Raw genomic sequence first — 24,738 nt, 5'->3', positions numbered from 1 at the left:
GCGCAAGTCAATACCGGCCCACGACCCGGGCGGGAGAGCCTCGGCAGCGCCATCGCCGAGCACCGAAGGAGCAAGCCTCCCCGCCAATCTCTCAGGTACGCGTACCGTTCGGGCAGGCCGACTCTGGAAAGCGATTTCGAGCGAAGCGAGAAATCGGGTTGAGTACGGCGCCCCGGCGCCGCATCGAAACCTCTCACGGGAGACAACCGCTACGCGGCTGCCCGTGATCGCTCGCAAATCCGCCGACGGTGAAACCCGGATGCCCGCATCCGGTGAAACTCTCAGGCCCATGACAGAGGGGGAGTTCACGGGCGTCGATCGACGTCCGCCCGCCCACGACCGGGAGAACTCATGACCGAACCCACTGCGCCGCACGAGAGCGCGGCGCCTGCCGGCCGGGTGACCGCCCTGCACGATCGCCACCGCACGCTCGGCGCCTCCTTCACCGACTTCGGCGGCTGGCTCATGCCGGTGCGCTACAGCTCCGACCTCGCCGAGCACCACGCCGTGCGTACGGCGGCAGGCCTGTTCGACATCTCGCACATGGCGGAGTTCACGCTGACCGGCCCGGACGCGGCATCCTTCCTGGACTACGCGCTCGCCGGGGTGATCTCGGCGATGCGCGTGGGGAAGGCGAAGTACTCCCTCGTGCTCGCCGAGTCCGGCGGCATCGTCGACGACGTCATCGTCTACCGGATCGAGGACGCCCGTTTCCTGGTGATCGCCAACGCCGGGAACCGGGATGCCGTCGCGACGGCGCTGTCCGAGCGCGCCGGCGGGTACGAGGTCGAGGTCGCCGACGACACCGATGACATGTCGCTCATCGCGGTACAGGGCCCCGCAGCCCGGGTCGTCCTGAAGATGACAACCGACCTCGACGGCATCGAGCCGGCTCTCGATGAACTGGGCTACTACGCGTGGGCGGAAGGGGTGTTCGGCCACACCCCCGTTTTCATCGCGCGAACGGGCTACACCGGCGAGGACGGGTACGAGCTGCTCGTCGACAACGACGCAGCCGGCGAGCTCTGGGATCGGATTCTCGAGGCCGGCGACGCCGTCGGGCTCGTTCCCGCGGGCCTCGCGGCTCGCGACACCCTGCGTCTGGAGGCAGGGATGCCGCTGTACGGGCACGAGCTCTCGTTGGATGTCTCGCCGGCTCAGGCAGGGCTCGGCAGGGTGGTCGCCTTCGACAAGGAGGACTTCGTCGGCAAGTCGGGCCTCCTGGCGGCCGCCTCCGACGCCCCCGTGCTCGTCGGTCTCGTCTCCGAGGGGCGGCGGGCGGGCCGCGCCGGCTATCCGGTGTTCGCCGATCCCGACGCCGCGGATGCGGTGGGCGAGGTCACCAGCGGTGCGCTCAGCCCCACGCTCGGGCATCCGATCGCCATGGCATTCGTCGCGCCGGACGCGAGCGAGCCCGGCACCGTGCTCTTCATCGACGTGCGGGGGACCCGCATCCCCGCGACCGTGACCACCCTGCCCTTCTACCGGAGGAACCCATGACCGACCTCACCGCCCTCAAGTACACCGCCGAGCACGAGTGGGTCGCCCTCGAGGGCGATGTCGCGACCGTCGGCATCACCTCGTACGCCGCCGACAAGCTCGGCGACGTCGTGTTCGTGGAGCTGCCCGAGGTCGGCAGCGCCGTCACCGCTGCCACCGTCGTCGGTGAGATCGAGTCCACCAAGTCGGTGGGGGAGCTCTACGCCCCGCTGACCGGGGAGGTCGTCGCGGTCAACGACGCCGTCGTCGACGACCCGTCGCTGGTCAACGCCGACCCGTTCGGCGCGGGCTGGCTGGTGAAGATCGCGGTGGACGCGGCCGCCGTCGAGGGACTGCTCGATCGCGACGCCTACATCTCGCTGACCGGCGGCGCCGAATGACCGACATGTTCGCCGACCGTCACATCGGCACGGATGCCGCTGCCCAGCGCGCGATGCTGGACGCCCTGGGCTACGACAGCCTCGACGCGCTCGTGACGGCGGCGGTTCCCGCATCCATCCATTCCCAGCCGCGCGCCACCAGCGACATCCCGCCCGCGGCGACGGAGGCCGAGGCGCTCGCGGAGCTCCGCCGCCTCGCCTCGCAGAACCGCACCGCGCGCCCGATGATCGGGCTCGGCTACGCCGACACCCTCACACCCTCGGTGATCGCGCGCAACGTCCTGGAGAACCCGTCCTGGTACACCGCCTACACCCCGTACCAGCCTGAGATCTCGCAGGGCCGCCTCGAGGCGCTCATCAACTTCCAGACGATGGTGACCGACCTGACGGGGCTGGCGACGGCCAACGCGTCGATGCTGGACGAGTCCACCGCGGTCGTGGAGGGGATGCTGGTGGCCCGGCGCGCGTCGAAGTCGGCCTCGAACGTCTTCGTCGTGGACGCCGACACGCTCCCCCAGACGAAGGCGCTGCTGGCCCACCGCGCCGCCGCCGTCGGCATCCAGGTGCTCGAGCTCGATCTGGCGCGCGGTGCGGCATTCGAGGACGCGGCCGGTCGGCCCGTCGAGCCCTTCGGCGTGCTGGTGCAGTATCCCGGTGCGTCGGGCAACGTCTGGGACCCGTCGGGCGTCGTCGATGCGGCGCACGTCGCGGGCGCGCTGGTCGTCGTCGCGGCCGACATCCTGGCCCTCACCCTGCTCCGCTCGCCCGGTTCGTTCGGCGCCGACGTCGCGGTGGGCACGACCCAGCGCTTCGGCGTGCCGCTCGGATTCGGCGGTCCGCACGCCGGATACATGGCAGTGCGGCAGGGCCTGGAGCGACAGCTTCCGGGGCGACTGGTCGGAGTCTCGCAGGACGCCGCAGGGCACCCGGCCTACCGGCTCGCGCTGCAGACGCGCGAACAGCACATCCGCCGCGAGAAGGCCACCTCGAACATCTGCACCTCGCAGGTGCTGCTGGCGGTCATGGCCTCCATGTACGCCGTCTACCACGGCCCCGACGGTCTCCGCGCGATCGCGACGGATGTCGCCAAGAAGGCGGAAGCCCTCGCCGGGCGCCTGCGCTCCTATGGACTGTCGCTGCGGTCGGATTCCTTCTTCGACACGCTCCGCGTGGCCACGCCGGGCTCCGCGCGTCGCGTGATCGAGCGGGCTCGCGAGCGCGGGTTTCAGCTGTTCTGGGCCGACGAGGCCACCGTCGGCGTCTCGGTGGACGAGACCACGACGGCCGACGACCTCGCCGCCGTCGCGTGGGCGTTCGGGCTCCCCGAGGGCGAGTTCCTCGGGGCGGGGGAGCAGGGGGAGCGCGTGCTGCCGTTCGCGGACGCCCAGCCGCTGGCCGGGGTGCCGTCGGGTCTGCACCGCGTCGAGGAGTTCCTGACGCATCCGGTGTTCAACACCCACCACTCCGAGACGGCGATGATGCGCTACCTCAAGCAGCTCGCCGATCGGGACTACGCGCTGGATCGCGGCATGATCCCGCTCGGCTCGTGCACCATGAAGCTGAATGCCGCCACCGAGATGGCTGCGGTGTCGTGGCCGGAGTTCTCGCGGGTCCACCCGTTCGCTCCCGAGGAGGACGTGCGCGGCTACCTCGCGATGATCGAGCAGCTCGAGGTGTGGCTGGCCGAGATGACCGGCTACGACGCGGTGTCGCTGCAGCCCAACGCGGGATCGCAGGGAGAGCTCGCCGGGCTCATGGCGATCCGCGGCTATCACCGCGCGAACGGCGACGTCGGCCGCACCGTCTGTCTCATCCCGTCATCGGCCCACGGCACCAACGCCGCCTCGGCCGTGCTCGCCGGCATGAAGGTCGTCGTGGTGGCGTGCGACGACCAGGGCAACGTCGACCTCGACGATCTGCGGGCCAAGATCGCGGCCCACGCGGAGGAGCTCGCGGCGCTGATGATCACGTACCCCTCGACCCACGGGGTGTACGAGCACGACGTGCTGGAGATCACGCAGGCCGTCCATGATGCCGGAGGTCAGGTGTACGTCGACGGCGCGAACCTCAACGCGCTCCTCGGCTACGCGCGGTTCGGCGACCTCGGCGGCGACGTGTCGCACCTGAATCTGCACAAGACCTTCGCCATCCCGCACGGGGGTGGCGGTCCCGGCGTGGGCCCGGTGGCGGCGAAGGCGCATCTGGCGCCGTACCTCCCCAGCCATCCGTTCTCGCAGCGCCGCGACCACGCGGGCGGCGTGTTCGACGGCGGACCCATCTCGGCCGCACCGCATGGCTCTGCCGGCATCCTTCCCATCTCCTGGGCCTATGTGCGCATGATGGGCGCGGAGGGGCTGCGCCGAGCGACCGCGTCGGCGGTGCTGGCGGCGAACTACATCGCGCTGCGCCTGCGAGAGCACTACCCGGTGCTCTACACCGGCGAGGACGGGCTCGTCGCGCACGAGTGCATCCTCGACCTGCGCCCGCTGCGCGAAGCGACCGGGGTGACGGTCGACGACGTGGCCAAGCGGCTCATCGACTACGGCTTCCACGCCCCGACGATGTCGTTCCCGGTGGCGGGCACGCTCATGGTCGAGCCCACGGAGTCGGAGGACCTCGCCGAGATCGAGCGCTTCATCGAGGCCATGATCGCGATCAAGGCCGAGGCCGACCGTGTCGGCGCGGGGGAGTGGCCTGCCGACGACAACCCTCTCGTCAACGCCCCGCACACGGCCGAGTCGGTCGTCGCCGGGGAGTGGCCGCACCCGTACAGCCGCGAGACCGCCGTGTACCCCGTGCATGCCCTCGTGCGCACGAAGTACTGGCCCCCGGTCCGTCGCATCGACCAGGCGTACGGCGACCGCAACCTGGTGTGCGCCTGCCCGCCGATCGAGGCGTTCGCCTGAGCCGGGGCGCCTGGCCACGTGCCGGGCGCCCCGGCCTGCTCTGCGCGCACGGCCGGGTGTCTTACCGCGAGACTTCATCGGCGCGCCGAGACTGCGGCCTGTCAGCGAAGTCTCGGCGCCCGGATGAAGTCTCGGTGGCCGCCGGCGGGGAGGGGACGAAACAGCCGAGCCAGGGAGCGCAGCTGCGCAGTGTCTTCCGGGCTCTCGGGGCGCAGGCCGCCGGCCAGGAGTGCCGCACGCAGCGGAGTGACGTGAGTCACGTCGTGCCACCCCCAGTGGACGGTCGCCGAGACGCCCTTCGTGAGCAGCCTGGCGTCCCGATCGCGGCGGTCGGCGAAGACCGCGACCGCGTCCATTCCCTCGTACTTGATGTCGCCGTCGGCCTCTCCCGCGATCCTCGACATCGGCCACCAGAAGTCCAGCCGCTGGTCGTCCTCCGGGGACGCACCCCGCACCCACACCTGGAGCTCGGGCTGCGGAAATCCCAGCCACTCGATCGCCACGAGGCTCAGGCACTCGAGCGTGGACTCCGGGATGCCGGTGGCCCGGTCCAACGCCCATCGCGCGTGCCGGCGGCCACGTGAGCTTGCTCGAGTCTCGTTGACGAGGCGCAGCTCGTCGACGCTGAGCCGGGGATGCTGGCGCAGGATGCTGCTGGCCACCGCCATCCCGATCGCATGGTGACGACTGCGCGCGATGTCCACGGCGACGTCGGCGGGGGCAGCCACCAGCAGGCCGCCGATCTCCTCGATCTGCGGCATCCGCTGCGCCGTGTGTACGCGCACCCCTCCCATCGGGCGCGACGTCGTTGCCGGCGAGGCCACCACATGGACCTCGGCCGGTTCTCCGATCACCGCGGCACCGCGCAGCGCGGCCGCCGACTCCAGGACGAACACGGCATCGGGATGCCGCATCGCGGCTCCGTGCACGCGCGCGAGGTAGCGCTCCCAGGGCTTCAAGAGGAGCCACTCGTCGGTGCGGGCGTAGATGCCGCGGGTGACCGAGGTCAGCTCTCGTGTGCGCAGTGCCCGTTCCGGATGCGCGACATCCCGTCGTCCGAGGAGGGCGATGGGGGATGCCGTGATGTCGTGGGCGGCCGACGCAGTGACCATGCCGATCATCCTGCTCGTCGCCGCGCACGTCGCGCCTCGAATTCAAGCGCGCTGTTGACAGTGCAGTCTCCTCGCCCCCTGTGGAGGAGCCGCCCGCCGCCGTCCCGCGCCCTCGATGCCCAGGTCCGCGAGACTCCAGTGGAGCGCCGAGACTTCGTCGGTGCACCGCAGTTTCGGCGCTCCGATGAAGTCTCGCGCCTCTCGAACCCGCATGAGACGAACCACGAGCCCGCGAGTGCGGTGGCCCGACCGCGGCATCCCGCCGCCGGCCGCGCCCACCGGGTCCGCGAGACTCCAGTGGAGCGCCCAGACTTCGTCGGTGCACCGCAGTTTCGGCGCTCCGATGAAGTCTCGCGGATATCGCGCAGAGCGCGCCACCCCAGCGCCAGCCCAGCGCCAGGCCGGCACCCGGGCCGGTGCCCGGCCGAGGTCAGGCAGGAGTCGCGGTCGGCGTCGGTGTCGGCGTGGGGAGGGGGGCGAAGACGCCGGGCCACAGGGCGGCGGCGAGCGGATAGCCCACGAAGGCGACGATGTCGAGGAGGGTGTGGGCCACGACGAGGGGCATCACCCGGCCCCAGCGCCGGTAGCACCAGCCGAAGACGATGCCCATGACGAAGTTGCCGACGATCGCGCCGAAGCCCTGGTACGCGTGATACGCCCCGCGGAGCGCGGCGCTGGTGAGGATGATCGTCCAGTCGTTCCAGCCGAGGCGGCGAAGCCGGTCGAAGAGATACGCGATGAAGATGACCTCCTCGGTGAGCCCGGCGCGCAGCGCCGAGAGCACGAGGAGGGGCACCGTCCACCAGGCGGCATCCAGCGGCGCCGCGACCACGGTCACCGTGATGCCGAGCGCACGTCCCACGGCGTAGAGCGCCAGACCCGGAATCCCGATCACGGCGGCGAGCAGGATGCCGCGGCCGAGGTCGCCGCCGAACCTCGCGAAGTCCAGGCCGATGCGCCGGAGCGCATTGCTTCCCGGCTCCCACAGGAGATAGACGACCAGGGCCACCAGCGCGAGCGCGAAGAACACGGCGAGCACCTGGTACACGACATCCCACACGACCTGCAGATCGCGCGACGGGTTCACCTGCGCCTGCTGCGAGCCCAGCGGCACCGAGCTGAGGAGCTTGCGCACCAGGGAGAGGACCGAATAGAGCGCGGACTGTCCGACCGTGATGGCCAGGACGATCCAGACCTCCCATGTGAGCCGTCGGCGCTCGTAGCGGTCGGCGAGGCGCCCGGGCGAGGGCAGCGCCGCGCCGGGGGCCATCGGCTCTGTGGACTTCCTCTGCCTGAAGGCCCGGTTCGGCGGCGTCATCTTGTCAGATTGTCACACTCCGCGTCGATTGAGTTAAGGCTCTGTAACGTTTTCGCCGATCGTTTTGACCATCTCACTACCGGTGCATATCGTTTTCCCATCCGCGCGCCCGTCCGGTCAGAGGCCAGACGTGCGCGCACTACCCTGCACAGGAGGAGACACAGTGTCTGACAAGACGACGTGGCGCAAGCGCGCACTCGGAGTCGCGGCGGGCGTCGGTGCGGCCGCATTGGTCCTTGCCGGCTGCTCGACGACCCCGCCGGAGTCGGAGGAGCCGACGACCACCGACACCGCGGTGACCGTCGCCGAGGTCAACGAGTTCACCGGTACGAACTCGAACAGCGACAACGGCAACCTCGACATCAACGGCAAGGTCAACATCCTGACCCGCGCCGGGTTCTACTACGTCAACGACAAGTACGAGGTCGTTCCGGACGAGTCGTTCGGAAAGATGGAGGTCCTCAGCGAGGACCCGCTTCAGGTGAAGTACACCCTGAACGACGGCCTGGTGTGGTCGGACGGGGAGCCCATCACGACCGACGACCTGATCTTCGGCTGGGCCGCCACCTCGGGCGTCTTCGACGACGCGACGCTCGACCCCGAGACCGGTGAGGTCGCCAGCGGCACCCGCTACTTCCAGTACGCCGGCAGCACCGAGGGTGTCAACAAGTCCAAGATCACGGATGTCGCCGACGACAAGCTCTCGCTCACGCTCGAGTACGACGAGCCCTTCGTCGACTGGGACATCATCGGTCTCATCGACCAGCCGGTGCACGTGGTCGCCGAGAAGGCGGGCGTGGACCAGGCCGAGCTCATCGACACCATCATGACGATGCCGCGCGGCGACGCCGCCGCACCGGCTGCGCCCAACGAGACGCTCAAGGCGGCTGCCGACTTCTGGAACACCGGCTTCGACATGACGTCGCTGCCGGACGACCCGTCGCTGTACCTGTCCAGCGGCCCGTGGGTCATCGACTCGTGGGAGCCCACGCAGTCCATGACGCTGAAGGTCAACGACAAGTACACCGGTGACCTCAAGCCGCAGTTCTCCGAGCTCGTGATCCGCTTCATCGGCGACTCGCAGGCTCAGGTGACCGCTCTGCAGAACGGCGAGGTCGACCTCATCGCGCCGCAGGCGACGGGTGACACCCTCACCGCGCTCGAGGGCATCGACGGCGTGGAGGTCCTCCAGGGCGACGCGCTCAACTACGACCACATCGACCTGACCTTCGCGGGTCCGTTCGCCGACAAGAACGTCCGTGAGGCGTTCCTGAAGACGATCCCGCGTCAGCAGCTCGTCGAGACCCTGATCAAGCCGGTCAACCCGGAGGCTGAGGTGCTCAACTCGCAGCTGTTCATCCCGGCTCAGGCTCCGTACGAGGACGCTGTCGCCGTCAACGGCTCGGACGCGTACGACGAGGTCGACATCGAGGGCGCCAAGGAGCTGCTCGCCGGCGCGACCCCGACGATCCGCCTGATGTACAACATCAACAACCCGAACCGCGTTGCGGCGTTCGAGGCCATCCAGGCCTCGGCCTCGCAGGCCGGCTTCATCATCGAGGACGTCGGACGTGAGGACTGGAGCGCCCAGCTCGGTTCCGACATCTACGACGCGGTCATCTTCGGCTGGACCTCGCCCGGTGTGGGCAACGGCACCATCCCGCAGATCTTCGCGAGCTTCGGCGGCAGCAACTTCAACAAGTACGCCAACGCCACGGTCGACGAGATCGCGCAGACGATCCCGAAGACGCTCGATAAGGACAAGATCGACGAGATGACGATCGAGGCCGACACCGAGCTGTTCGGCGACGCCTACGGCCTGCCGCTGTTCCAGCTGCCGGGTCTGGAGGCACACACCGACCGCCTCCAGGGTGTGACCTTCATGGGCAACCAGACCGGTGCGCTCTGGAACGTCTGGGAGTGGACGGTCTCCGAGTAAAATCGGTTGACGCACTGAAACACCACGCCATGGGGCGTCGGGTTCTCGCAGCCCGGCGCCCCGTGCGTGTGTGTGTCCCGTCCACCGCCGGCGACCCGACGCCCGGCCCATCCAGGCGTCGTCGGCTGCCTGCTACCTTTTCTGCATGAAGGGCCAGCCCAGTGCTTAGCTTTGTTCTGCGGCGCATCGGGGTCTCGATCCTGATCCTCATCGCCGCATCCTTCCTGATGTACACCCTCGTGGCTCTGGCCAGAGACCCGCTCGAGGACCTGTACGCCTCCAACAGCCCGAACCGCGACGCGCTGATCGCTCAGCGCATCGACTGGCTGAACCTCGACCAGCCGATTCCGGTGCGCTGGTTCAACTGGCTCCTCGGGGCCGCGCGATGCGTCATCCCCTTCGGCGGCTGCGACCTCGGCGTGACCATCCAGAACCAGCCGGTCACGATCATCCTCGCCCGTGCCATGGGCGCCACGCTCCAGCTGGTGACCGCCTCGACCGTCCTCGCCATCATCCTCGGCGTCCTGGTCGGCATCGTCTCGGCTCTGCGTCAGTACAGCGCCGTGGACTACTCCTTCACGTTCGCGAGCTTCCTCTTCTACTCGCTGCCGTCCTTCGTCATGGGTGTCCTCCTCAAGGTCTTCCTCGCGATCGGCTTCAACGACTGGCTCGACAGTCCGGTGTTCACATGGCCGTGGATCATCGCGCTGAGTCTCATCTCCGGCATCTTCTGGCAGGCCATCATCGGCGGGAACAGGCAGCGCCGCCTGATCGTCTTCGCCGCCTCGGTCGTGACCACGGGCGCGATGCTGTACGGCATGAGCGTGACGGCGTGGTTCCTGAACCCCTCGCTCGGCCCGATCCTCACCCCGTTGCTCATCGCAGCCTTCGCCGCCGGCATGGTGCTGATCATCGCCGGCGCTCGTGCCCGTTACGCGTGGCGCACCGCGGGGGTCACCGCGATCGTGCTCATCGCCGCGTACTTCGTGCTGCAGCCGTTCCTCGGCTCGTTCAACGGCTGGGGCGTGTTCGCGCTCTTCGTCGGCGCGGGTCTCGTGGGCGCGGCGGCAGGCTGGTTCCTCGGCGAGTACGACAAGGGCCAGGCGATCCGCATCGGCGTCTTCTCGGGCGTGCTCGGGATGGGTGTGATCATCCTCGACCAGTTCATGCAGAACTGGAACGCATACGTCAACAACCCGAAGGTGAACGGCCGGCCGATCGCCACCATCGGCGCCTCCACGCCGAACCTGCAGGGCGACTTCTGGATCCAGAGCATCGACACCTTCACGCACCTGCTGCTGCCGACGATCAGCCTCATGCTGATCTCGTTCGCGGCGTACACGCGTTACGCCCGCGGCGGCATGCTCGAGACGCTGAACCAGGACTACATCCGCACGGCGCGGGCCAAGGGCCTCCCCGAGCGCACGGTGGTCGTGCGGCACGCGTTCCGCAACTCGCTGATCCCCATCACCACCATCGTCGCGGCCGATGTCGGCGCGCTCATCGGTGGCGCGATCATCACGGAGCGGATCTTCGCCTTCAGCGGCATGGGCGCCCTGTTCAATCAGGGTCTGCAGCACGCCGACCCGAACCCCGTCATGGCGTACTTCGTCGTCATCGCGGTGTTCGCCATCACGTTCAACTTCCTCGCCGATCTCGCATACTCGGCGATCGACCCGAGAGTGAGGGTCAAGTAAATGTCCATCCCGATCGATCCGGCACTCGAACCGGCCACCTCGCCGTCCGACGGCGGCGTGCACGTCCAGACCGCCGACGAGCGGGGGGTCAGCCAGGGGCGGCTCACGCTGCGGCGCTTCCTCGCGCACAAGCCTGCGCTGGTCAGCGCGATCCTCTTCGTCCTCATCATCGGCTTCGCCGTCTCGGTGACGGGCATCGGCCCGATCCCCGGCTGGTGGAAGTGGAATTACGAAGAGCTCCTCCCGCTCACCAACGGCGGCAAGCCGACGCTGACGCTGTTCCCGTTCTCGCTCGGGGAGCACCCCTTCGGCCAGAACACGGTGGGCAAGGACTACTTCGCGATGGTCATGCGCGGCCTCGTGAACTCGTCGTACATCATGTTCATCATCGGCATCATCGGCGCCTTCATCGGTGTCGTGGTCGGCGCCATCGCCGGCTACTACCGCGGCTGGGTCGACTCGGTGCTGATGCGTCTGACCGACGTCGTGATCGTGATCCCCGTCATCGTCATCGGCGCCGTGGTCGGCTCCGCGGTCGGCGGCCTCGGGCCGCTGTTCCTGGCACTGTTCCTCGGCTTCGTCGCCTGGACCGGAATCGCCCGACTCGTACGTGCGGAATTCCTCACACTGCGCGAGCGCGAGTTCGTCGAGGCGGCGCGCGTGGCGGGTGCCTCGGACGCGCGGATCATCTTCAAGCACATCCTGCCGAACGCCATCGGCGTCGTGATCGTGGCCACGACGCTCCTCATCGCGGCCGCGGTGATCCTCGAGACGTCGCTGTCGTTCCTCGGCTACGGTGTGCGGTCTCCCGACGTGTCACTGGGCCTGCTGATCTCACAGAACGAGTCGGCGTTCCAGACGCGGCCGTACCTGTTCTGGTGGCCGGCCGCGTTCATCGTGATCCTGTCGCTGCTGGTCAACTTCGTGGGCGACGGCCTGCGCGACGCGTTCGATCCGCGTCAGAAGCGCATCGTCTTCCGCAAGGTGAAGGAGCTGCCGCAGGATGCCGTGCTGGTGGGCGGCACGACGGTCGACGTGCCGGAGGGGGCCCTGGTCACCGCCGGCGGGACGGCGACGGAGGAGGGCGTCACGAGCCAGCGGGGCTCTGACGTCCTCGACGAGGAGATCGCTCCTGACGCCGGGCGCGGCGCATGATGACTGTCCGGCTCTCAGCCCGTGGCGATGATCAGCGCGATCGACGCCGCCGCGAGGACAGCACACGCCGTCAGCAGCGCCACGTGCCAGCGGCGCGTGACCGGCGTCTCGTCGGCCACTCCGAGCTCCACCTGGCCGGCGTCCAGCCGGCGACGCCACGTCTCGCGCACGACAAGCGCCGCGTTGCCGGAGTCGGTGCCCAGACGATCGCTTCCGAGGACCGCACCGCCGGCGGCCCGGGCCTCGCGCCGGGCCTTCGCGTTGCCCATCATGGTGCTGAAGAGCCCTGGCGCGGGCGCGGACCACGCGGTGAACGCGCCGGAGGGCGTGTGCAGTGTGAGGGCACGCTTCGTATCGACGTGCACGAGGGCTTCCCAGGGCACGTCGACATCATGACTGACGTTCTCCAGGCGCACGCCGGTGGCCGACACGGTGACGCTCGGACGCCACAGGGCGGCCCAGCCGAGAAGAGCGGCCAGCGGTGCGGCGGCATACACCCACGCCAGGCGCACGTCCGCGCTCCATACGGCGGTGACCACGGCGAGTGCCGCAAGACTCCAGACGATGACGGCCGCGATGCGGTTGAAACGGGAGTCGATGCGGATCGCCTGATCGGTCACCTCCCCATTGTCTCTCCCGACCCCGCAAGGACCCTCTCATGAACGCGTCCCCCTCCATCCCGGTCTCCGGCAGCCCGCTGCTGGAGGTGAGCGGCCTGTCCGTCGACTTCGCCGTCGACAACTACTGGGTGCCCGCGGCCAAGAAGCTCGAGTACTCCGTCCAATCGGGCAAGGCGCTGGCGATCGTGGGTGAATCCGGATCCGGCAAGAGTGCGAGCTCGATGGCGATGCTCGGGCTGCTGCCTTCCAACGCCCGTGTCACCGGCAGCGTCAAGCTCGGCGGCCGAGAGATCCTGGGACTGCGCAAGGATGACCTGCGGCGCGTCCGCGGCCGCGAGATCGCGGTGATCTTCCAAGAGCCGATGACGGCCCTGAACCCCGTCTTCACGGTCGGCTTCCAGATCATCGAGACCCTGCGCGTGCACCAGGGCATGACTCCCAGCGCGGCGCGCACGCGCGCGCTCGAGCTGCTCGACATGGTGGAGCTGCCCGACCCGCTCAAGGCCTTCAACTCCTACCCGCACCAGCTGTCTGGCGGGCAGCGACAGCGCGCCATGATCGCGCAGTCGATCTCGTGCGACCCGCAGCTGCTCATCGCCGACGAGCCGACGACGGCGCTGGATGTGACCGTGCAGGCCGAGATCCTCGATCTCATGCGGGATCTGCGTCATCGCCTCGACTCGGCGATCCTTCTCATCACGCACGACATGGGTGTGGTGGCCGACATCGCCGACGACATCGTCGTGATGCGCAAGGGCGAGATCGTCGAGCGCGGCACGGTCGACGGAGTGTTCAACAACCCGCAGCACCCGTACACGCAGCAGCTGCTCGCAGCGGTCCCGCGGATCGGGGATGCCGCGGGCGAGGCGATCGACACCACCGCGGCTCTCGTGGGCGACACGTCCGTGATCCGCCTCGCCGAGGTCGCGGCCCGTGAGGACGAGGAGCGGCGCAAGGGTCTCGGTGCGCCCGTGCTCGACTTCCAGGACGTCGCCATCGACTATCCCAAGCGCGGGCGGGTGCCCGCCTTCCGTGCGGTCGAGCACGCCACCTTCTCGATCTACCCCGGCGAGGTCACGGGCCTCGTGGGCGAGTCGGGGTCGGGCAAGACGACCGTCGGCCGGGCGGCGATCGGGCTGCTGCCGATCGCGGACGGTCGCGCCGAGGTCGTGGGCCACGACATCTCCCAGGCGGACCGTCGCCTGCTGCACACCGTCCACAAGGACGTCGGCATCGTCTTCCAGGACCCGTCGTCTTCGCTGAACCCGCGCCTTCCGATCGGACAGTCGATTGGTGAGCCGATGCTGCTGGCCAAGGTGGCCAAGGGCCGCGACCTCGACCTGCGCGTGCAGGAGCTGCTCGACTCGGTCGAGCTGCCCCGCTCGTACCGCAACCGCTACCCGCACGAGCTGTCGGGCGGTCAGAAGCAGCGCGTCGGCATCGCCCGTGCGCTGGCGCTCCAGCCCAAGCTGCTCATCGCCGACGAGCCGACGTCGGCGCTGGACGTCTCGGTCCAGGCGACCGTGCTGCAGCTGCTGCGGCGCCTGCAGGAGGACCTCGGCTTCGCGTGCCTGTTCATCAGCCACGACCTGGCCGTCGTGGACTCGCTGGCCGACCGCATCATCGTGATGCACCACGGCCACATCGTCGAGCAGGGCGCGACCGGCCAGATCCTGCGCGCCCCGCAGGAGGACTACACGCGCCGCCTCATCGCTGCCATCCCGGTGCCCGACCCCGACGAGCAGCGGGTGCGCCGCGAGGCGCGCACGGCGCTGCTGCAGGCCGGCATGGAGGGCTGATCAGGCCGCCGAAAGGCGACAGGACGATGCGCCCAATAGAATGGGGGATGCCGGCACTCCGGCATCCCCCATCTTCTTCAAGGATTCCCTCATGGCGCGCGCCCTCCGACCGGACCTCCGCAACGTGGCGATCGTCGCCCACGTCGACCACGGCAAGACCACCCTCGTGGACGCCATGCTCCGTCAGACCGGATCGTTCGGCGAGCACGCGCACGTCGAAGAGCGGGCGATGGACTCCAACGATCTGGAGCGCGAGAAGGGCATCACGATCCTCGCCAAGAACACGGCGATCACCTACAACGGCGCGCACACCGACGTGCCGGTCACCATCAACGTGATCGACACCCCCGGCCACGCCGACTTCGGCGGCGAGGTCGAGCGCGGGCTGTCGATGGTCGACGGAGTCGTGCTCCTGGTCGACGCGAGCGAGGGCCCGCTGCCGCAGACGCGGTTCGTGCTGCGCAAGGCGCTGGAGGCGAAGCTCCCGGTGATCCTGCTCGTGAACAAGACGGACCGCCCCGACGCACGTATCGCGGAGGTCGAGGAGGAGGCGCACGACCTCCTCCTCGGGCTCGCGTCGGATCTCCACGAGGACGTCCCCGACCTCGACGTCGACGCCCTCCTCGATGTGCCGGTGGTGTACGCGTCCGGGCGTGCCGGCGCGGCATCCCGCAATCGTCCCGCCAACGGCGAGCTGCCCGACAACCCCGACCTGGAGCCGCTGTTCGCGGCGATCCTCGAGCACGTGCCGGCACCCTCCTACGACGACGACGCCCCGCTGCAGGCCTGGGTCACGAACCTGGACTCCAGCCCGTTCCTCGGGCGCCTCGCGCTGCTGCGCGTCTTCAACGGCACCCTGAAGAAGGGCCAGACGGTCGCGTGGGTGCGCCACGACGGCACACACTCCAACGCACGCATCACCGAGCTGCTGAAGACGCGCGCGCTCGAGCGGTACCCCGCCGAAGAGGCGGGTCCCGGTGACATCGTGGCCATCGCGGGCATCGAGGACATCACGATCGGCGAGACCATCGCCGACCCCGAGGACGTCCGCCCGCTGCCGGCCATCACCGTCGACGATCCCGCCATCTCGATGACGATCGGCACGAACACGTCGCCGCTGGTGGGCAAGGTCAAGGGTCACAAGGTGACCGCGCGCATGGTGAAGGATCGCCTCGACCGCGAGCTCGTCGGAAACGTCTCGCTCAAGGTCGTCGACATCGGGCGCCCGGACGCGTGGGAGGTGCAGGGCCGCGGCGAGCTGGCGCTGGCGATCCTCGTGGAGAACATGCGCCGCGAAGGCTTCGAGCTGACGGTGGGCAAGCCCCAGGTCGTCACGCGGAAGGGACCGAACGGGCAGGTGCAGGAGCCGTTCGAGCACCTCACCATCGACGCGCCCGAGGAGTACCTGGGGGCGATCACACAGCTGATGGCGGCGCGCAAGGGCCGCATGGAGACGATGACCAACCACGGCACCGGCTGGGTGCGCATGGAGTTCATCGTCCCCTCGCGCGGCCTCATCGGCTTCCGCACCGAATTCCTCTCCATCACGCGGGGCACCGGCATCGCCAACGCCATCTCGCACGGCTACGACGACTGGGCCGGGCACATCCAGGCCCGCCAGAACGGCTCGATCGTCGCCGACCGCGCGGGGGTGGCCACGCCGTTCGCGATGATGGCGCTGCAGGAGCGGATGACCTTCTTCGTGCAGCCGACGGAAGAGGTGTACGAGGGCATGGTCGTCGGCGAGAACACCCGCGCCGACGACATGGACGTCAACATCACCAAGGAGAAGAAGCTCACCAACATGCGCTCGTCGACCGCCGACGAGCTGGAGCGACTCACTCCGCCGCGGCAGCTGTCGCTCGAGGAGAGCCTCGAGTTCGCTCGCGACGACGAATGCGTCGAGGTCACGCCCGAGAAGGTGCGCATCCGCAAGGTCATCCTGGATCAGACCGAGCGCGCCCGCGCCGCTTCGCGCCTGAAGCGCCAGGACGCCAACGCCTGACCGCCGTCCCCGCCGGGCCACCTCCCTTCGGGTGGCCGACGGGATGTCGCACCCCCGTGGATAGCATGACGAGATGACGCTCGACCCGCAGTTCGCCGATGCGCACAGCGCGGGCGAGGTGAAGCGGGCGGCACGCGCGGGCCTCGGGGTCGCCCTGGCCACGAGCGCGTACGGCATCTCGTTCGGTGCCCTCGCGGTCGCGTCCGGACTGGACGTGTGGCAGACCTGTGTGCTGAGTCTGGTCATGTTCACCGGCGGGTCGCAGTTCGCCTTCGCGGGGATCGTGGGTGCGGGCGGTCTGGGCGCCGCGCCCGCCGCCATCGCCTCGGCCGCCCTGCTGGGCGTGCGCAACGTGGCCTACGGCATCCGCATGTCTCCGGTGATCGGCGCGGGATTCTGGCGGCGCGCGGCCGCCGCACAGTTCACGATCGACGAGTCCACCGCCGTCTCGCTCGCCCAGAAGGCGCCGCGGGCGCGCACCGTCGGGTTCTGGGTCACGGGCATCGGCATCTACATCGGCTGGAACCTGTCCACGCTGGCCGGGGCGCTCCTCGGCGACGTGCTGGGCGATCCACGCGCCTACGGGCTGGACGCCGCGGCGGCGGCCGCCTTCCTGGCGCTGCTGTGGCCGCGTCTTCGAGCCCGCCAGCCCATCGTGGTGGGCATCGCTGCGGCCGTCGTGGCGACGGTGCTGACACCGGTGCTGATGCCGGGCCTGCCGGTCATCGTGGCGGCCGTCGTGGCGATCATCGTCGGGTGGACCAACTGGCTCGGAAGAGGCGACGAGGCGGATGCCGCCGAGCCGGACGACGTGGCCGAGCGAGAGGGGCTGCCGTGACGATGTGGACCGCTGTCCTCGTGGCGTCGATCGTGTGCGTGGCTCTCAAGACGGTGGGGTACCTCATTCCTCCTCGGTGGGTCGAGGCGCCGCGGCCGATGCGGATCGCCGACCTGCTCACCGTCGCGCTGCTGTCGGCGCTCGTCGCCGTGCAGACGCTCGGCGCCGGCCAGGCGGTCGTGGTCGACGCGCGCGTGCCGGCCGTGCTCGTCGCCGCCGGCCTGCTGCTGCTTCGTGCCCCGTTCCTCGTCGTGGTCATCGGGGCGGCGCTGGTGGCGGCGTTGCTGCGCCTGTGGGGCTGGGCCGCCTGATCCGCCGGCGTGCCCGGCCGGGTCCGCCGGCGTGCGCGGCCGGCTCCCGGCCGGCGCCTACACTGGACCGGTGTCGTTCTCGTGGTCGCGCGTCGCCGCCTGGGTCGTGGCCTTCGTGGTCGGCGCGTTCTACGGCGTCGCGGGCACCGTCGCGCAGGCGTACATGCTGGGATGGTTCCCGCTCGGGCTGACCCTGGGGCTCATCGGCGTCGTCGCGCTCCTCATCGCCGTGCGCCTGCTCACCAGCGATCGCTGGGCGACGCTGGCGACGGCACTGGGTGTCATGATCGCCACGCTGGTCTTCTCGGGCGCGGGGCCCGGCGGCTCGGTCGTCGTGCCGCAGACGCCCGAGGGCGCGTTCAACCCGGGCATCCTGTGGACGATCCTCGTCCCGCTCGCCGCGGTCATCGTCATCGCGTGGCCGGAGTCGCTGCCCCGCATGCCTCGCACCGCGGACCGCGCCGACTGAGCTCGTCGCACGGCCGAGCGTCACCGGCACGCGAACTAGACTGAAGAGGTGACGTACGTGATCGCCCTTCCCTGCGTGGACGTCAAGGACCGCGCCTGCATCGACGAGTGCCCGGTGGACTGCATCTACGAGGGCGAACGGTCGCTGTACATCCACCCGGACGAGTGCGTGGACTGCGGTGCGTGCGAGCCGGTGTGCCCGGTCGAGGCGATCTACTACGAGGACGACCTGCCCGACGAGTGGCAGGACTACTACAAGGCCAACGTCGAGTTCTTCGACGACATCGGCTCCCCGGGCGGTGCGGCCAAGGTCGGGGTGATCCACAAGGACCACCCGATCATCAGCGCCCTGCCGCCGCAGGAACACTGACGTGGGAGTCGCCGACCTCGCCGATTACCCCTGGGATGTCGTCGCCCCCTATGCCGCGCAGGCCCGTTCCCACCCCGACGGGATCGTCGACCTCTCCATCGGGTCACCGGTCGATGCCACCCCCGCGGTGGTCGCCGACGCGCTGCGCGCCGCAACGGATGCCCATGCCTACCCGCAGACGATCGGCACGCCGGCGCTGCGCTCCGCCATCGTCCGGTGGTACGAGCGGCGACGTGGCGTTCCGGGCCTCGGCGTCGAGAACGTGCTGCCCACGGTCGGCTCCAAGGAACTCGTGGCGCTGCTGCCTCTCCTGCTCGGCCTCGGCCCCGGCGACGTGGTCGTGCATCCCCGCGCCGCATACCCCACCTATGAGGTCGGCGCGCGCCTCGTGGGCGCGACCCCCGTCGCCGTAGACGACCCGGCGCACTGGCCCGAAGGCACGCGACTGGCCTGGGTCAACTCGCCCGGCAACCCCGACGGGCGAGTCCTCGACGTCGACGCGCTGCGTGCCGCCGTGGCGCGCGCACGGGACCTCGGCGCCGTCCTCGCCTCGGACGAGTGCTACGCCGAGCTCGGCTGGGACGCCCCGTGGGACGACCAGCCGGTGCCTTCGGCGCTGGACCCCCGTGTGACCGACGGCGACCTGCGCGGCATCCTCTCGGTGTACTCCCTCAGCAAGCAGTCGAACCTCGCCGGGTACCGTGCGGCGTTCATCGCCGGGGACCCGGTACTCATCGCGCGGTTGCTGACGGCGCGCAAGCACCTGGGTCTGATGCTGCCGCTGCCGGTTCAGGCGGCCATGGCCGCCGCCCTCGACGACGACGCGCACGTCGCGGCGCAGAAGGAGCTCTACCGCCGTCGTCGCGAAGTGCTGCGTCCCGCAGTGGAGGCGGCGGGCTTCCGCGTCGACGCGAGCGAGGCGGGCCTGTACCTGTGGGCAACCGAGGGGCGCGACGCGTGGGAGAGCGTGGCGCGTCTGGCCGAGCTCGGCATCCTGACAGGACCCGGGCACTTCTACGGCACGCACTTCCCGCAGCACATCCGGCTGTCGCTGACGGCGACCGACGAGCGCATCGATGCCGCGGCCGCCCGGTTGCGGGCAGCGGCCGGGAACGACCGCTGAGGATTCCTCTATGCGATGCCGCATCCCTTTGGCCGTGTCAACAGTAGGCGCGGCGGCGGACTAGGCTGTAGGAACGCGGCGACGCGGCATCCCCGTCCCGCTTCTGAGTCCTGAGGAAGACGTCGTCACGACGACGCGGGACAGGACGACACCCCCGGCACGACCAGAAATCGCGAGGAGGCGCCGTGAGCGACGCGGGCACCCAGCAGGAGAAGGCCACCCTCACGATCGGTGACACGACCGCCGACTTCCCGCTGCTGCGGGGGACCGACGGCACGCCGAGCGTGGACATCTCCACCTTCACCCGCCAGACCGGCTACACGGCCCTCGACTACGGCTTCGTCAACACGGCGGCCACCAAGTCGGCCATCACCTACATCGACGGCGACCAGGGGATCCTGCGCTATCGCGGCTACCCGATCGAGCAGCTGGCGAAGAACAGCACGTACCTCGAGGTCGCCTGGCTCCTGATCTACGGCGAGCTTCCGACCGCCGACCAGCTCGCCGAGTTCGACGAGAAGATCCGCCGCCACACGCTGCTGCACGAAGACCTGAAGCGGTTCTTCTCCGCGCTGCCGCACACCGCTCACCCGATGTCGGTGCTCTCGTCGGCGGTGTCGGCGCTGTCGACCTACTACGAGCACCAGTCCGACCCGAACAACCCCGAGCACGTCGAGCTGAACACGATCCGCATGCTCGCGAAGCTGCCGGTGATCGCGGCATACGCGCACAAGAAGAGCATCGGCCAGGCGTTCCTGTACCCCGACAATTCGCTGGGGTTCGTCGACAACTTCCTCAAGCTCAACTTCGGCGTGCTGTCGGAGGTCTACCAGGTCGACCCGGTCATGTCGCGGGCGCTCGAGCGGCTGCTCATCCTGCACGAAGACCATGAGCAGAACGCGTCCACCTCGACGGTGCGCCTGGTCGGCTCCACCGGGGCGAACCAGTTCTCGTCGATCTCTGCGGGCATCAACGCGCTCTACGGCCCGCTGCACGGCGGCGCGAACGAGGCCGTGCTCGACATGCTGGCGCGCATCCGCGAGTCCGGCGAGAGCGTCCAGCGCTTCGTCGAGCGGGTGAAGAACAAAGAAGACGGCGTCAAGCTCATGGGCTTCGGGCACCGGGTTTACAAGAACTACGACCCGCGCGCGAAGCTCGTCAAGGAGTCCGCCGACGAGGTGCTCTCGGCGCTCGGCGTCAGCGACCCGCTGCTCGATCTCGCGAAGGAGCTGGAAGAGATCGCGCTGAACGACTCGTACTTCCAGGAGCGCCGGCTCTATCCGAACGTCGACTTCTACACCGGCGTGATCTACAAGGCGATGGGCTTCCCGACGCGCATGTTCACCGTGTTGTTCGCGATCGGGCGGCTGCCCGGCTGGCTCGCGCAATGGCGTGAGGCGGCCGGCGATCCGCAGACGAAGATCGGCCGCCCGCAGCAGCTGTACGTCGGCGCGTCCGAGCGCAACTACCCCGGTCTCTCCTGACGGCCGCCGGCGCTCGACGCCGCGATCGGAGCACACACGACGGATGCCGCGCCCCCGCAGGGACGCGGCATCCGCTGTGTGTGGGAGCTCAGGCGACGTCGGCGAGGGCGGCCGGCTCCTCGACGGCATCCAGCGAGCCCGGCGCGTCGCGGTCAGCCGTGCCGCGGGGCCGCACGGCGAGCACGATGACGGCCGCCACGACCGCCGCCGCGGCAAGCGTCAGCCACGCGACGGCGTATCCGTCGAGCGTCGGCGTGGCGCCGGGGGCGACCGAGCCGAACACGAGGGCCGTGGTGAACGCCGAGCCGATCGCCGAACCGATGGTGCGCAGGTTGGCGTTGACGCCGGTGGCGATGCCGGTGCGATCGGCGGGCACGGACTCGACGATGATGCTGGCGGCCGCCGCGTACGCCAGGCCGATGCCGAGGCCGAAGACGCCGCCCGCGATGGCGAGGGTCACCAGCGCGCCATGGTCGAAGACCGCGAACACGACGCCGCCCGCCATGAGCAGCGCGCCGAGCGCCATCATCATCCGCAGCGGGATGACTCGTGCGATCAGACCGGTCGCGAACCCGACACTCGACATGCCGATGAGTAGCGGCAGCAGTGCGAGCCCTGCGGCCTGGACGTTCAATCCCAGTCCCCAGCCGGAGGCCACCGGGGTCTCCAGGAACTGCGGCAGGTAGCCCCAGAAGCCGAAGGCCGCAGCGCCGATCAGTAGTGCGGCGGCGTTGACCGGCCAGATGGCGCGTCCCGCGAGAAGACGCAGATCGACCAGCGGCTCCGTGGAGCGCAGCTCCGCGATGACCCACGCCACGATCAGCACCGCCGCGGCCGCGAACAGCCCGAGGGTGACCGGCGCGGTCCAGCCCCATCGGGCTCCGGAGCTGAGCGGCACGAGAAGGGCGATGAGCCACCCCGACAGGAGCGTGGCCGACAGCACGTTCACCCGTCCGACCGCGCGCAGGCCCGCCGGCGGCACCAGCATCACGGTCAGGAGAATGCCCGCGACGGCCGCGACGAAGGGAACGGCGAAGATGCCGTGCCAGCCGAGGAGCTGCGCCAGCGGTCCCGCCAGCACGCTTCCCGCCGCGCCCCCGATGCCGATGATGGCGCTGGTGGCACCGATGGCGCCGGTGAGCTGGTAGCGCGGCATCACGTCACGCAGCAGTCCGAACGCGAGCGGGAACAGGGCGCCGCCGACGCCCTGGAGCACGCGGGCGAAGATCAGCACCTCGAGGCTGGGGGCGAACGAGGCCACGATGTCACCGACCGCGACAACGCCGAGGACGGCGAGGAAGGTGTTGCGGCGTCCGCGCAGATCGCCGATCCGGCCCAGCAGGGGAGTGGCGACGGCGGCGGCGATGAGCCAGGCGGTGATCGTCCAGGATGCCGCGTCGGCGGTCACGCCGAAGTCTGAGGCGATGAGCGGGATGACGGGGATCACGAGGTTCTGCAGCAGCGCGAGGGAGGCGACGCTGATCGCGATCGCCGCAAACGCTGCGCGAGGAGTGAAAGGGACAGTAGGCATCGACAGGCCTTCCGATGGATGCGGATCCGGTGAATGCGGAGTAAAGTGGAGGGAAGTCTCCGAACGGAGGTTGCCTCCGGTTTTGAGATTAGCGGAGGATGCCTCCGCTTCGCAACCACGAGTCGCCGTCGGCCGTCCGACGGCCACCGCAACCCCGGAGGTCCCTGCCATGTCCGTCGTGGAGCGGATGCCCGCGCTGGCCGCACGTCGTCCCCAGCGGGCCGATGCCGCGCGGAACTTCGACGCGCTCGTCGCCGCCGGACGCGAGGCCTTCGCCGAAGACGGGTCGACGGCATCCCTCGAAGACATCGCCCGTCGCGCCGGCGTGGGGATCGGCACGCTGTATCGCAACTTCCCGACGCGCGACGACCTCATCGAGACGCTGTACCTGGATGAGGTCGACGCCCTCGCCCGCGCCGCCGACGAAGTGCGCGATCTGGAGCCGTGGGAGGCCCTGCGGGCATGGCTCGACCGGTTCGTGACCTACGTCGGCACCAAGCACGCGCTGCTGGACGGGCTCAACCGTCGATCACCCGTGCTGACCGAGTGTCGTTCGATCATGCTGTCGGCCGGCGAGCCGCTGCTCGAGCGCGCGCAGGCGGCCGGCCAGGTCGATCCCGATGTCTCGATCGGCGACGTGGTCAAACTCGTCTCCGGTGTCGCCGCCGTCGCCTCCTTCGACGACGAGGCGCAGCGTCAGCGGGTTCTGAATCTCGCCATCAACGCCATCCGACGCTGACGACTGCCCGCGCCGTCAGGCGTGCAGCGCTTCGTTCAGCGTCACGCCGACGCCTGCACGACGGACCGCCTCGACGGCGCCGGTCACGGAATTGCGGCGGAAGAGAAGCCCTGACACGCCGGACAGTTCGGCACCCTTGACCGTCGGAAGGGAGCCGTCAGCGCGTCGGGCCTCGTCGACCAGAACCACTTTGGTCCCGGCCGTGACGTACAGGCCCGCCTCGACGACGCAGTCGTCGCCCAGCGAGATGCCGATGCCGGCGTTGGCGCCCAGCAGGGTGCGGGCACCCACCGAGACCTTGTGGGTGCCTCCGCCCGAGAGCGTCCCCATGATCGACGCGCCGCCGCCGATGTCGCTGCCGTCGCCGATGACCACGCCTTGCGAGACGCGGCCCTCCACCATGCTCTGGCCCAGGGTGCCGGCGTTGAAGTTGACGAAGCCCTCGTGCATGACCGTTGTTCCCGGGGACAGGTACGCGCCCAGTCGCACGCGGGATGCATCGGCGATACGGACACCGGGCGGTGTCACGTAGTCCAGAAGGCGCGGGAACTTGTCCAGGCCCTGCACCTGGATGCCGTCCCGCGCGAGGAACGGCCGCAGTCGCGTGAGCGTATCGGGGTGCATCGGGCCCGCGTTGGTCCAGGCGACGGTCGGCAGGTGGGTGAAGATGCCGTCCAGATTGACCTCGTTCGGTCGTACGAGTCGGTGCGACAGGGCGTGCAGGCGCAGGTAGGCGTCCGACGTCGACACGGGCGGCTCGTCGAGATCCGCCTCGAGGCTCACGACCTCGACGGAGACGGCGCGCCGCGGATCGGCTACGGCGAGGCGGTCCAGCTCATCGGGAGGCATCTGCGGATCGAAGCCGAGCGGGATCCGTCCGGTCGCGGGGGAGGGGAACCATGTGTCCAGCACGGTCCCGTCGTCGGCGATCGTCGCGAGGCCCACGCCCCATACCCAGCGTTCTTCGGTCATGGATTCCACGCTAGCGCGCCCCCTGGGCCACCGAAATCACGCGTCAGCCGGGGCCTCATCGGGTGCGACACGCCCGGGGTGCGGGGTGGATTCGACGTGGGGCGCGGGTTGACGTAATGTTCTTGTTGTTCGCCCCAAAGGGTAGAGCGGAAGGCCGGAAGGTCTGGCTCCCCTCAAGCAGCGGACCACCTCCCAACACATCGGATCCGCTCGTCGGATCGCCCGCTTCGCGGACGGTGTGGGGGACTCGGATGGGGCTCCGGTCGGTTTGACGGAGCGGCTCCGCCGAGATAAGATGGTGAAGTTGCCCTGCCGGGGCGCGGGTCTGTGATCCGTTGCTGGCTGGTGCGTCCGATCTTTGAGAACTCAACAGCGTGCACTTGTCAAATGCCAATTTTTTCTCTGTCGGCCACGTTTGTGGTTGGTGGGGGTTTTTGGATCAATTCATGGATGTCAGTTTGATATTCGTTT

At 69.4% G+C, this 24,738-nt stretch carries 20 protein-coding genes and 1 riboswitch; of the genes, 15 read left to right on the top strand and 5 right to left on the bottom strand.

All coding sequences use genetic code 11. The annotated features are described in order from the left end of the window. Positions 1-20: 20 nt before the first annotated feature. Positions 21-117: riboswitch (glycine riboswitch) on the top strand. A 234-nt stretch (positions 118-351) separates the two neighbouring features. The 3 genes from gcvT to gcvP are packed head-to-tail and all read left to right on the top strand — an operon-like array spanning position 352 to position 4,786. Next, positions 352-1,500, top strand: a complete 1,149-nt coding sequence (gene gcvT / locus C9992_RS04530) for a glycine cleavage system aminomethyltransferase GcvT (RefSeq protein ID WP_106814337.1) — start codon at positions 352-354, stop codon at positions 1,498-1,500. After that, positions 1,497-1,880, top strand: coding sequence for a glycine cleavage system protein GcvH (gene gcvH / locus C9992_RS04525; RefSeq protein WP_106814336.1), 384 nt, complete (start codon positions 1,497-1,499; stop codon positions 1,878-1,880). The genes gcvT and gcvH overlap by 4 nt, the downstream gene beginning before the upstream one ends. Then, entirely contained in the window at positions 1,877-4,786 is a 2,910-nt protein-coding gene (gene gcvP / locus C9992_RS04520) for an aminomethyl-transferring glycine dehydrogenase (protein WP_106814335.1), read from the top strand. The genes gcvH and gcvP overlap by 4 nt, the downstream gene beginning before the upstream one ends. Positions 4,787-4,887: 101 nt before the next feature. Here gcvP and C9992_RS04515 read toward each other — a convergent pair whose 3' ends face one another. Both C9992_RS04515 and C9992_RS04510 read right to left on the bottom strand, forming a co-directional pair. Next, positions 4,888-5,898 carry a hypothetical protein gene (locus C9992_RS04515; protein WP_146145294.1) on the bottom strand — a complete coding sequence of 337 codons (1,011 nt, stop codon included), beginning with the start codon at positions 5,896-5,898 and terminating at the stop codon, positions 4,888-4,890. Between the two features lie 430 nt (positions 5,899-6,328). Continuing rightward, on the bottom strand, positions 6,329-7,168 hold the full coding sequence (locus C9992_RS04510) for a CPBP family intramembrane glutamic endopeptidase (RefSeq protein WP_106814333.1): 840 nt from the start codon (positions 7,166-7,168) through the stop codon (positions 6,329-6,331). 211 nt (positions 7,169-7,379) lie between these two features. On the opposite strand from C9992_RS04510, the gene C9992_RS04505 reads away from it, so the two are divergent. The 3 genes from C9992_RS04505 (at position 7,380) to C9992_RS04495 (ending at position 12,007) form a co-directional block, all read left to right on the top strand. After that, a complete protein-coding gene (locus C9992_RS04505) occupies positions 7,380-9,155 on the top strand; it encodes an ABC transporter family substrate-binding protein (protein WP_106814332.1) in 1,776 nt (591 codons plus the stop codon). A 161-nt stretch (positions 9,156-9,316) separates the two neighbouring features. Continuing rightward, positions 9,317-10,852, top strand: coding sequence for an ABC transporter permease (locus C9992_RS04500; protein ID WP_106814331.1), 1,536 nt, complete (start codon positions 9,317-9,319; stop codon positions 10,850-10,852). Beyond that, complete coding sequence (locus C9992_RS04495; protein WP_106814330.1) at positions 10,853-12,007, top strand: ABC transporter permease; 1,155 nt, start codon at positions 10,853-10,855, stop codon at positions 12,005-12,007. A gap of 14 nt (positions 12,008-12,021) precedes the next feature. On the opposite strand, the gene C9992_RS04490 is transcribed toward C9992_RS04495, so the two are convergent. Continuing rightward, on the bottom strand, positions 12,022-12,627 hold the full coding sequence (locus tag C9992_RS04490) for a PH domain-containing protein (RefSeq protein ID WP_106814329.1): 606 nt from the start codon (positions 12,625-12,627) through the stop codon (positions 12,022-12,024). 38 nt (positions 12,628-12,665) lie between these two features. Between C9992_RS04490 and C9992_RS04485 the strand changes: the two genes are divergently transcribed. The 8 genes from C9992_RS04485 (at position 12,666) to C9992_RS04450 (ending at position 21,025) form a co-directional block, all read left to right on the top strand. Further along, a complete protein-coding gene (locus C9992_RS04485) occupies positions 12,666-14,426 on the top strand; it encodes an ABC transporter ATP-binding protein (protein WP_106814328.1) in 1,761 nt (586 codons plus the stop codon). A gap of 91 nt (positions 14,427-14,517) precedes the next feature. Then, positions 14,518-16,431, top strand: a complete 1,914-nt coding sequence (typA, locus tag C9992_RS04480; protein ID WP_106814640.1) for a translational GTPase TypA — start codon at positions 14,518-14,520, stop codon at positions 16,429-16,431. Between the two features lie 73 nt (positions 16,432-16,504). Then, positions 16,505-17,269 (top strand): AzlC family ABC transporter permease, encoded by a 765-nt coding sequence (locus C9992_RS04475; RefSeq protein ID WP_106814327.1) that lies wholly within the window; start codon positions 16,505-16,507, stop codon positions 17,267-17,269. Further along, positions 17,266-17,580 carry an AzlD domain-containing protein gene (locus C9992_RS04470; protein ID WP_106814326.1) on the top strand — a complete coding sequence of 105 codons (315 nt, stop codon included), beginning with the start codon at positions 17,266-17,268 and terminating at the stop codon, positions 17,578-17,580. Before C9992_RS04475 ends, C9992_RS04470 begins: the two co-directional genes overlap by 4 nt. A gap of 70 nt (positions 17,581-17,650) precedes the next feature. After that, entirely contained in the window at positions 17,651-18,049 is a 399-nt protein-coding gene (locus C9992_RS04465; RefSeq protein WP_106814325.1) for a DUF6113 family protein, read from the top strand. A gap of 48 nt (positions 18,050-18,097) precedes the next feature. Then, positions 18,098-18,418 (top strand): ferredoxin, encoded by a 321-nt coding sequence (gene fdxA, locus C9992_RS04460; RefSeq protein WP_106814324.1) that lies wholly within the window; start codon positions 18,098-18,100, stop codon positions 18,416-18,418. 1 nt (position 18,419) lies between these two features. Continuing rightward, a complete protein-coding gene (gene dapC, locus C9992_RS04455; RefSeq protein ID WP_106814323.1) occupies positions 18,420-19,541 on the top strand; it encodes a succinyldiaminopimelate transaminase in 1,122 nt (373 codons plus the stop codon). Between the two features lie 185 nt (positions 19,542-19,726). Continuing rightward, positions 19,727-21,025, top strand: coding sequence for a citrate synthase (locus C9992_RS04450; RefSeq protein WP_106814322.1), 1,299 nt, complete (start codon positions 19,727-19,729; stop codon positions 21,023-21,025). 88 nt (positions 21,026-21,113) lie between these two features. Here the strand turns inward: C9992_RS04450 and C9992_RS04445 are convergent, their stop codons facing one another. Continuing rightward, the gene (locus C9992_RS04445; RefSeq protein WP_106814321.1) at positions 21,114-22,556 is read right to left on the bottom strand and encodes an MFS transporter; all 1,443 of its coding nucleotides are present in this window, start codon (positions 22,554-22,556) and stop codon (positions 21,114-21,116) included. Between the two features lie 169 nt (positions 22,557-22,725). Here C9992_RS04445 and C9992_RS04440 point away from each other — a divergent pair, with 169 nt between their 5' ends. After that, on the top strand, positions 22,726-23,295 hold the full coding sequence (locus C9992_RS04440) for a TetR/AcrR family transcriptional regulator (protein ID WP_106814320.1): 570 nt from the start codon (positions 22,726-22,728) through the stop codon (positions 23,293-23,295). A 15-nt stretch (positions 23,296-23,310) separates the two neighbouring features. Here C9992_RS04440 and dapD read toward each other — a convergent pair whose 3' ends face one another. Beyond that, the gene (dapD, locus tag C9992_RS04435; RefSeq protein ID WP_106814319.1) at positions 23,311-24,267 is read right to left on the bottom strand and encodes a 2,3,4,5-tetrahydropyridine-2,6-dicarboxylate N-succinyltransferase; all 957 of its coding nucleotides are present in this window, start codon (positions 24,265-24,267) and stop codon (positions 23,311-23,313) included. Positions 24,268-24,738 lie beyond the last annotated feature (471 nt).

Origin of the sequence: Microbacterium timonense (assembly GCF_900292075.1) — a bacterium.
In the GTDB taxonomy this organism is placed as follows: Bacteria; Actinomycetota; Actinomycetes; order Actinomycetales; family Microbacteriaceae; genus Microbacterium; species Microbacterium timonense.
This window is presented reverse-complemented; position numbering and strand designations above follow the sequence as displayed.